The organism is Pseudomonas sp. UFMG81 (genome assembly GCF_015354575.1).
Taxonomy (GTDB): domain Bacteria; phylum Pseudomonadota; class Gammaproteobacteria; order Pseudomonadales; family Pseudomonadaceae; genus Aquipseudomonas.
Map to the genome: position 1 here is coordinate 118,232 of NZ_JACAFQ010000013.1, position 8,459 is coordinate 126,690.

Sequence of the window (8,459 nt, forward strand, 5' to 3'; positions counted from 1 at the left end):
CGCCGGCAAGCCGGCTCCCACAAGATTTGCGCGATCCCTGTGGGAGCTGGCTTGCCAGCGAATCGAGGGCGAAGCCCTCGCCGGGTCTCAGGTCAGAACACGTTCAACGGGTAATCCACGATCACGCGGATCTCGTCATTGTCCTGGCTGTCGGCATAGGCCGCGTTGGCCCGATGGCTGGCGTAGCGCAGCAGCACCGACAAATCCTTCATCTGACCTTCCTGGAACACGTACTTCAGGTCGAAGTCACGCTCCCAGTGCCGGGCATGCTTGCCGTCGGCGTTGTAGTAGTCGTAATGCGTGGTGTCCTGGGTCGCCTTGGTCAGGTCTGCTTCACCGCGCGAATACGACAGCGAGCTGGTCAGCCCCGGCACGCCGACACCGGTGAAGTCATAGTCGTACTGCAGCTTCCACGAGCGCTCGTTGGGCGCGTTGAAGTCCGAGTACATCCGCGAGTTGTCCAGGTAGACGCTGTCGCCCAGGTTGATGTAGTCGAACGGCGTGTTGCCGTTGACCCGCTGGTAGGCGGCGGTGACGCTGTGGAAGCCTGCGGCCACGGTGAAGTGCACGCTGTAGGTGTTGTTGTCGATCTTGCCCAGCAGCGACTGGCCGGTGTCCTGGGTGTGGTAGAAGTGCACGCCCGGGTTGAGGCTGACCAGGTCGTTGACCTGGTAGGTGTAGTCGAAGTCGGCGTAGTACTGGTTCCAGATGTCCTTGAGCTCGGCGGCATAGACATTGGCGGTGATGTTCTCGGTGCCGCTCCAGGAGGCGCCGGCCCAGTTCAGGTGCTTGCTCTTGTCGCCGTCTGCCAGCGCACCGTAATAGGTGTCGATGCGGCGGTGGCCGCTCTGGTTGTACGGCTTGGTGAAGCTCACCTGGCCACCTTCGAGCATCAGCCCGTCGATGCTGGTGTTGGTCAACGCGAAGCCGCGGAAGGTCTGCGGCAGCATGCGCGACTCGCCACCGGCGATCACCGGGTTGGTGAGGAACAGGTCACCGGCCTTGAACTCGGTGTCGAAGCCCTTGAGCTTGATTGCACCGCCCGCAGTGGAGAACGAGTGAGGTGCTGCGCCCTGGCTGCCATCGTCCTTGATGTGGTTGGGCAGGATCGAGGTGCCGGCGTGGCCTGCACCGCCGTCGAGCTTGAGGCCAAGAATGCCGTGGGCATCCAGGCCGAAGCCGATCACACCGGGGGTGTAGCCCGACTCGAAGCGCGCCACGGCGCCCTGGCCCCACTCGCGCTTGTCGCGCACGTCGCGGTTCAGTTCGTTGCGGTTGAAGTAGGCATTGCGAAAGTGCAGGTTCAGCGTCGAGCCTTCGATGAAGCCATCAGCCTTGTCTTCATCGGCCTGGGCGGCCAGGGGCATCGTTGCGGTAAATGCAAGGAAAAGCGGGGTGAAGCGAAACGCGAAAGACACCGGTACAAACTCCTTTGGTCAAGCGGTGGGGCAGTTTTTATTGTCGTATCTGCAAGTTTCTTATTAGAGACGTAACAGCCGGGCTGATAATTTCGACACATAAAAAAAGCCGCTGATCGGCAGCGGCTTGGAAAGGCTAACATATCGTCGTGGGCAACGCCCACGGTGTAGCCAAGGGAAAATCAGGAATCTGGAGAGTGGCTGATCAGCTGTCGGCGTTATCGTCGACGGATACTTTCGAGGCTGTCTGCTGCGAGCCTTTCACCGCATCTGCTTTTTGCGCGGCAATGGCTTCGCGAGCCTGCTGATGGACCGCTGCAACTTCAGCGTTGCGGTTTACGAAGGCCGAGGATTCTTCCGCCATGGCCAGGGGCGACAACAACAGGGACGACAGGATAAATACGCTGGCAACACCCATACTGTTGGACATTTGAAACAACCTTCTTGCTAAGCAAGTGCTAATGGAGATGGCGCTAAATTAAGCCCACAAGGCCCGGTGAAACAGGGCCTGTTCAGATAAGCACTGTTGCGCAAAAAGTAATGATTGCTGCAAATAGCCTCAGATTTTTACCGCAAACCCGCGTAGTTGAGCGCTTGGCAGGCTGATGCCGAAGGTATTGGCGCCAGCTTCGCTGCGCACGAAAACACTGCCGCCATGCATCAAGGCGATGGCTTTGACGATGGCCAGCCCCAGCCCATGGTTGTTGCCGCCGCTGTTGGCGCGGGCGGCATCCACCCGATAGAAGCGCTCGAACAGCAAGGCCAGGTGCTCGTCGGCAATCGCCGGCCCCGGGTTGCTCACGGCGATGCTCACCTGCTGTTCATCGGCTTTGATGCGCACTTCGATCACCTGGTTGGGCGCAGTGTGTTGCACGGCGTTGTTCAGCAGGTTGATCAGCGCCCGGCGCAGTTGAGCTTTCTCGATCCGCGCCAGGGCATCGCCGCTGACGGTCACGCGGACCTGGGCGTCTTCGAGGATGTAGTCGAGGTAGTCCAGGGTGGTGGCCACTTCTTCGGCCAGCGAGGCCTCGGTCAGCGCGGTGGCCTTGCTGCCCTGGTCGGCGCTGGCCAGGAACAGCATGTCGTTGATGATGCTGCGCAGGCGCTCCAGCTCCTCCAGGTTCGATTGCAGAACTTCGAAGTAGTGCTCGGCGCTGCGCCCGCGGGTCAGCGCCACTTGCGTCTGGCCGATCAGGTTGGTCAGCGGCGAGCGCAGTTCATGGGCGACGTCGGCGTTGAAGGCTTCGAGTTGTGTGTAGGCCTGGCTGACCCGCTCCAGCGTCGCGTTGAAGGCTCCGGCGAACTGCGCCAGCTCCGGTGGCAGGGCCTGGGTTTGCAGGCGGCCGTCCAGGCGTGGTGGGGCGAGCGCCTGGGCTTCATCGGAGAGTGCCAGCAGGGGCTTGAGACCAATGCGCGCCACCCAGTAGCTGAGCAGCGAGGCCATCAGCACCCCCAAAGCCGCCAGCCCCACAATGGCCACCAGCAGGCTGTGCTGGGCCTGCCAGAAGGTTTCGGTGTTGATGCCGATCAGAAAGCGTAGCGGCGGGCGTTCGCCTAATGCCGGCAGCTCACTGACCAGCACTTTGTACGGGTAGGGGCTGTCGGCCAGGCGCAGCTCGCGCATGCCCGGCGGGCCGTCGGCGAAGGCGCGGACCAGCTCGGTAGGGTGGCCGTATTCGTAGTTCGGGTTGCTGCCGACCGCCCAGAAGCGGATGCGCTTGTCCTCTTCGCCCAGCAGGTTGAGCTTGCTGTTGATCTTGGCCCAGTGCTCGGGCGTGCCGTAGCGGTTGAGGGCGGACTCCAGCACGCTGAAGCGCGCGTCCAGCTCGGCGGCGGGCAGCAGGTCGAGGCTGCGGTCGACCTGGCGGTACAGGGCGCTGCCGATCAGCACGAACACGGCGAGGGCGACCAGGGTGAACAGGGCGCAGAGGCGCAGGGCGATGGAGTTGCCGTGCCTTTTGTGAAGAGTGCTCATTCAGTGTTGCCCTCTGGGGCTGCTGCGCAGCCCATTCGCGACACAAGGCCGCTCCTACAGGAGACCGCGTTCCCTTGTAGGAGCGGCCTTGTGTCGCGAAAGGGCCGCGCAGCGGCCCCGGCGATACCAACCTCAACCCCGATTTTCCAGGACATAGCCCATGCCTCGAATGGTATGCAGCAGCTTGTTGTCGAACGGCCCGTCGAGCTTGGCACGCAGGCGCTTGATCGCCACTTCCACCACATTGGCGTCACTGTCGAAATTGATGTCCCACACCAGCTCCGCAATCGCCGTCTTGGACAGGATCTCGCCCTGGCGCCGGGCCAGCACGCTGAGCAGGGCGAACTCCTTGGCGGTCAGCTCCAGGCGCACCCCCGCGCGGGTGGCCTTGCGCGCCATCAGGTCGATCCACAGGTCGGCCACCTGCACTTGCAAGGGTTCATGGCTGGCGCTGCGGCGGGTCAGGGCCTGCAACCGGGCGACCAGTTCGAGGAACGAGAACGGCTTGCCGAGGTAGTCGTCGGCGCCTTCGCGCAAGCCGTGAATGCGGTCCTCGACCCGTTCGCGGGCGGTGAGCATGATCACCGGTGTCTGCTTGCGCGCCCGTAACGCGCGCAGCACACCGTAACCGTCCAGGCCCGGCAGCATCACGTCGAGCACGATCACCGCGTAGTCGCCTTCCAGGGCCAGGTGCAGGCCGTCGATGCCGTCCCGCGCCAGGTCCACGGTAAAGCCCTGCTCGGTCAGGCCGCGGTGCAGGTAGTCGGCGGTTTTTTCTTCGTCTTCGATGATCAGTACACGCATGGTCTTGTCTCAGCGGGCGGTCGGCGCGGCGGCGATGGCGGCCTGGCGGCGGTGGAACAGGCGCTCCAGGGCCAAGTATATGACCGGGGTGGTGAACAGCGTCAGGGCCTGGCTCACCAGCAGCCCGCCGACCACGGCAATGCCCAGCGGCTGGCGCAGTTCGGCGCCGGCGCCGAAGCCGAACATCAGCGGCACCGCGCCAAGCAGGGCGGCGAGGGTGGTCATGATGATCGGGCGGAAGCGCACCAGGCACGCCTGGCGGATCGCCTGCTCGGGCGACATGCCGTGGTGGCGTTGAGCTTCGAGGGCAAAGTCGATCAGCAGGATGCCGTTTTTCTTGACGATGCCGATCAGCAGCACCACGCCGATCAGCCCCATGATGCTGAAGTCCTGCCCGGTGCCCCACAGCAGGATGATCGCCCCCAGGCCCGCCGAGGGCAGGGTGGAGATGATGGTCAGCGGGTGCACGAAACTCTCGTAGAGCACGCCGAGGATGATGTACACCGCCACCAGCGCGGCGAGGATCAGGTACGGCTGGCTCGACAGCGAACTCTGGAACGCCTGGGCCGCGCCCTGGAAGTTGCCGGCGATCGAGTCGGGCATGCCCAGTTCGCGCTGGGTGCGTTCGAGGATCTGCACCGCATCGCCCAGGGCCACGCCGGGGGCCAGGTTGAACGACAGGTTGGCGGCCGGGAACAGGCCGTCGTGGCTGATCGACAGCGGCCCGGTGCTGGGCGGCGCCACATGGGCCAGGGCCGACAGCGGCACCATCTCGCCCGACAGTGGCGAGCGCAGGTAGAAGTAGTTGAGGCTCTCGGCCTTGCCGCGCTGGCGGGCGTCCAGCTCGAGGATCACCTTGTACTGGTTGGTCTCGGTCTGGAACTCGCTGATCTGCCGCTGGCCGAAGGCGTCGTACAGCGCCTGGTCGACGTCGGTGGTGGTCAGGCCGAAGCGCGCCGCGGCCTGGCGGTCGATGTCGATACGGGTGACGCTGGCGCCTAGCTGCAAGTCGTTGGACAGGTCACGAAACGCCGGGTTTTCCCGCAGGCGCTCGGTCAGGCGCTGGGTCCACAGGTTCAGCGCCACCCCATCGTTGCTCTTGAGCACGTACTGGTATTGGGTGCGTGACGGGCCGGAGCTGAGGTTGATGTCTTGCCCGGCGCGCATATACAGGACGATGCCGGGCACTTGCGCCAGCTTGGGCCGCAGGCGGTCGATGAATTCGCTGGCCGACACATCGCGCTCGCCGCGCGGCTTGAGCGAGATCCAGAAGCGGCCGTTGGCGATGGTCTGGTTGCTGCCGGTGACCCCCACCGAATGGGAGAACGCACGCACGGCCGGGTCGGCGCCGATGATCTTGGCCAACGCCAGGTGCTTCTCGATCATCGACGGGTACGACACGTCCGCCGCTGCTTCGCTGGTGCCGAGGATGAAGCCGGTGTCCTGCAACGGGAAGAAACCCTTGGGGATGCCCACGTAGCCGGCCACTGCCAGCGCCAGGGTGATGCCGAACACCCCCAGGGTGAGGCGCTGGTGCGCCAACGCCCGGTCCAGGCCCTTTTCGTACCAACGCACCAGGCGCTGGCCGAAGCCATCGACCTGTTCGTGCGGTGGCTTGCGCATGAACAGTGCGCACAGCGTCGGGGCCAGGGTCAGTGACACCACCACGGAAATCAGGATGGTCGCGGTGGCGGTCAGGGCGAATTCCTTGAACAGCCGCCCGACCACCCCGCCCATGAACAGCAGCGGGATGAACGCGGCGATCAGCGAGAAACTGATCGACACCACGGTGAAGCCGATCTCGCCGGCCCCCTTGAGCGCGGCGGTGCGGCTGTCGTCGCCGGCCTCCAGGTGGCGGTGGATGTTCTCCACCACCACGATGGCATCGTCGACCACGAAGCCCACGGCGATGACGATGGCCACCAGTGTGAGGTTGTTGAGGCTGAAACCGAACACGTACATCAATGCACAGGTGGCGATCAGCGACACGCCCAGCACGCTGGACACCACCATCGTTGCCGACCACTGGCGCAGGAACAGCGCCATCACCCCGATCACCAGCGCCACCGCGATCATCAGCGTCAGCTCCACCTCGTGCAGCGAGGCGCGGATGGTCTGGGTGCGGTCTTGCAGTACCGATACGTCAACCGAGGCCGGCAGCATCTGTTGCAGGCGCGGCAGGGCGTCGAGCATGCGGTCCACGGTGTCGACGATGTTCGCCCCGGGCTGGCGGAAGATCACCAGGTTCAGCCCCGGCCGGTCCCCCGACCAGGCTTTCACGTAGGCGTTCTCGGCGCCGTTGATCACCTTGGCCACGTCCGACAAATGCACGGGCGCGCCGTTGCGGTAGCTGACGATCAACCGCGCATAGTCCTCGGGGTGGAACAGCTGGTCGTTGGCGGCAATCGTCGACACGCTGTGCTCGCCGTACAGCGCGCCCTTGGCCAGGTTGAGGCTGGTCTGCTGGATGGCCTGGCGCACGTCGGCCAGGGTCAGGCCGATGGCGGCAAGTTTCTCCGGCTGGGCCTGCACGCGGATGGCCGGGCGCAGCTGGCCGGTGATGTTGATCAGGCCCACGCCGTCGATCTGGCTGAGCTGGCGCGCCAGCAGGGTTTCGGCGTAGTCGCTCAGTTCGTTGCCGGGCATCTGCGTGGAACTGACGGTAAGAATGAGCACCGGGCTGTCGGCCGGGTTCACCTTGCGCCAGGTGGGCGGGCTGGGCAGGTCCTGGGGCAGGCGCGCGGTGGCGGTGTTGATCGCCGCCTGCACTTCCTGGGCGGCGGTGTCGATGTTCTTGTCCAGGGTGAATTGCAGGATCAGCGTGGTCGAGCCCAGGGCGCTGCTGCTGGTCATCTGGGTCATGCCGGGGATGGCGCTGAACTGCACCTCGAGCGGTGTCGCCACCGACGAGGCCATGGTTTCCGGGCTGGCGCCGGGCAGTTGGGCGGTGACCTGGATGGTCGGGAAGTCCGCCTCGGGCAGCGGCGCCACCGGCAGGCGTGGGAAGGCAATGGCACCGAGCAGCACCAGGGCGAAGGTCAGCAGCAGGGTGGCGATGGGGTGGTCGATGCACCAGGCCGAGACGCCATTGCGGGTGTTCATGGCTGGCTCCTGCGGTCGGCCATCTCGGCCGGGGCGGGGGCGTCAGGGGTGACCTCGACCTTCGAGCCGGGCTTGAGCCGCGATTGGCCATCGAGCACCAGGCGGTCGCCGGCCTTCACCCCGGCAACGATGTTCAGCGTACTGTCCTGGTACAGCACCTTCACCGGCACGCTGGTGACCGTGTCACCGTCCAGGCGATAGACGAAGTGCCCGTCGATGCTGCGCTGCACCACCGGCGGCGGCACCACCAGCGCGTCCTCGTCGACCGCCGTGCGCAGGCGCACGGTGACCAGCTGGCCCGGCCACAGCTGGCCGTCCTGGTTGTCGAACTCGGCCTTGACCCGCACCGTGCCGGTGGTGGCCGACACCTGGTTGTCGATCAGCATCAGGTGGCCCTTGCCGAGCAGGCTGCGTTCACCGTCGGCGTCCAGGTAGGCCTCGACTTCGGCGGGCGTGGTGGCCTTGAGCAAGTGCTGAAGGGTCGGCAGCTGCTGCTGGGGCAGCGCGAACTCGACGGCGATGGGGTCGATCTGGGTGACGCTGAACAGGCTTTGGGTGTCGCTGGTGCGCACCAGGTTGCCGGGGTCGACGTTGCGGATGCCGACACGGCCGGTCACCGGTGAGCGGATCTGGGTGTACGACAGCTGCACGGCGGCATTGTCGATGGCCGCCTGGTTGCCTTTGAGGGTCGCTTGCAACTGGTTCACCAGTGCCTGCTGCTGGTCGAGGGTCTGTTTCGACACGCCATCGTCGGTACTGAGCAACTGGTAGCGCTTGAGGTTGACGTTGGCCACTTGCAGTTGCGCCTGGGTCTGGCCGAGCTGGGCGCGGGCCTGGTCGAGATTGGCGCGGATCGCCCGGTCGTCGAGGGTGGCCAGCAGGTCGCCCTCCTTCACCCACTGCCCCTCTTTCACCAGCACTTGCGTCAGCACCCCCTCGACCTGGGGGCGTACGTCGACGCTGTGCAGCGACAGTACCGAGCCGATGGCGCCCAGGTAACGCGGCACATCCTGCTGCACCACGCTGACCACCCGCACCGGTATCGCGTTGGCGGGCTTGCCTGCGCGGTCAGGGGCTGGGCGCAGCCACAAGGCGGCGAGTACCAGCGCGACAACGGCCAGCAAGAGCAGGAAGGTGCGGGGCAGGGGGCGGGTCATGTC

Annotated in this window: 6 protein-coding genes; all 6 read right to left on the reverse strand. The window is 65.2% G+C overall.

Features of this window, described 5'->3' with window-relative positions; all coding sequences use genetic code 11:
* Positions 1-92: 92 nt before the first annotated feature.
* Positions 93-1,418: an OprD family porin gene (locus IX761_RS12770; RefSeq protein WP_194789944.1), complete on the reverse strand. Its 1,326-nt coding sequence runs from the start codon at positions 1,416-1,418 to the stop codon at positions 93-95.
* A 205-nt stretch (positions 1,419-1,623) separates the two neighbouring features.
* On the reverse strand, positions 1,624-1,848 hold the full coding sequence (locus tag IX761_RS12775) for a hypothetical protein (protein WP_194789945.1): 225 nt from the start codon (positions 1,846-1,848) through the stop codon (positions 1,624-1,626).
* A gap of 129 nt (positions 1,849-1,977) precedes the next feature.
* Positions 1,978-3,393 carry a heavy metal sensor histidine kinase gene (locus IX761_RS12780; RefSeq protein ID WP_194789946.1) on the reverse strand — a complete coding sequence of 472 codons (1,416 nt, stop codon included), beginning with the start codon at positions 3,391-3,393 and terminating at the stop codon, positions 1,978-1,980.
* Between the two features lie 132 nt (positions 3,394-3,525).
* Positions 3,526-4,197, reverse strand: a complete 672-nt coding sequence (locus IX761_RS12785; RefSeq protein WP_194789947.1) for a heavy metal response regulator transcription factor — start codon at positions 4,195-4,197, stop codon at positions 3,526-3,528.
* Between the two features lie 9 nt (positions 4,198-4,206).
* Positions 4,207-7,299, reverse strand: coding sequence for a multidrug efflux RND transporter permease subunit (locus tag IX761_RS12790; RefSeq protein ID WP_194789948.1), 3,093 nt, complete (start codon positions 7,297-7,299; stop codon positions 4,207-4,209).
* Positions 7,296-8,456, reverse strand: coding sequence for an efflux RND transporter periplasmic adaptor subunit (locus tag IX761_RS12795; protein ID WP_194789954.1), 1,161 nt, complete (start codon positions 8,454-8,456; stop codon positions 7,296-7,298). The genes IX761_RS12790 and IX761_RS12795 overlap by 4 nt, the downstream gene beginning before the upstream one ends.
* Positions 8,457-8,459: the final 3 nt, after the last annotated feature.

Bases quoted from the DNA above. Each gene is read 5' to 3' on its own strand.
- IX761_RS12775 (WP_194789945.1), bottom strand. From the start codon at position 1,848: ATGTCCAACAGTATGGGTGTTGCCAGCGTATTTATCCTGTCGTCCCTG.
- IX761_RS12780 (WP_194789946.1), bottom strand. From the start codon at position 3,393: ATGAGCACTCTTCACAAAAGGCACGGCAACTCCATCGCCCTGCGCCTC.
- IX761_RS12785 (WP_194789947.1), bottom strand. From the start codon at position 4,197: ATGCGTGTACTGATCATCGAAGACGAAGAAAAAACCGCCGACTACCTG.
- IX761_RS12790 (WP_194789948.1), bottom strand. From the start codon at position 7,299: ATGAACACCCGCAATGGCGTCTCGGCCTGGTGCATCGACCACCCCATC.
- IX761_RS12795 (WP_194789954.1), bottom strand. From the start codon at position 8,456: ATGACCCGCCCCCTGCCCCGCACCTTCCTGCTCTTGCTGGCCGTTGTC.